Here is a 589-nt window from a genome sequence, read left to right on the forward strand (position 1 = left end):
GCCCCCCCGCCATGAATGACTGGCGAATGGCATCCGCGCCAGTTGCGACCACGCCGATGATTTCGGTTTTGAGGCCCAAAGCATCCCGTACGGTAATCAACGAACAAATCCCTGACCCCATACCAACCGGTACATAAACACGATCGAGCCCAGCGATATCGTCAAAAAGCTCCAGGCCATAGGATGCCACACCGCGAACAAGTTCCCGATGGAATGGTGGTACCATAACAAGGTCTTCACTGGCCGCGAGCGTCTTGGCGTACTCGGCCGCTTCCTGAAAGTCGTGACCGTGTTCGATCACCTCGGCTCCCCAAGCACGCATGGCGGCATTTTTTTCAACTGAATTGCCATGTGGGACAATAATGGTTGCAGGCATTCCGAAACGGCTGGCCGCATGAGCAAGGCTTTGACCATGATTGCCCCGTGTCGCCGAAATGATACCCCGGTTCACATCAATCGAACTTCCAAGGTAACGGCAAAAGGTCAGCCCGCCCCGGATTTTGAACGCACCCAGTCGGGTATGGTTTTCGTGCTTCACATACAGGGACAATCCGGTCGCACGATCAAGCAGCGGCCACTGAATTGTCGG

1 protein-coding gene is annotated in these 589 nt (G+C 55.3%); it reads right to left on the bottom strand.

The annotated features are described in order from the left end of the window. A partial coding sequence (locus B2R48_RS08575; RefSeq protein ID WP_296999391.1) for a pyridoxal-phosphate dependent enzyme occupies window positions 1-589 on the bottom strand: 589 nt, incomplete at both ends.

Origin of the sequence: Thalassospira sp. UBA848 (genome assembly GCF_002295455.1) — a bacterium.
Lineage (GTDB): Bacteria > Pseudomonadota > Alphaproteobacteria > Rhodospirillales > Thalassospiraceae > Thalassospira.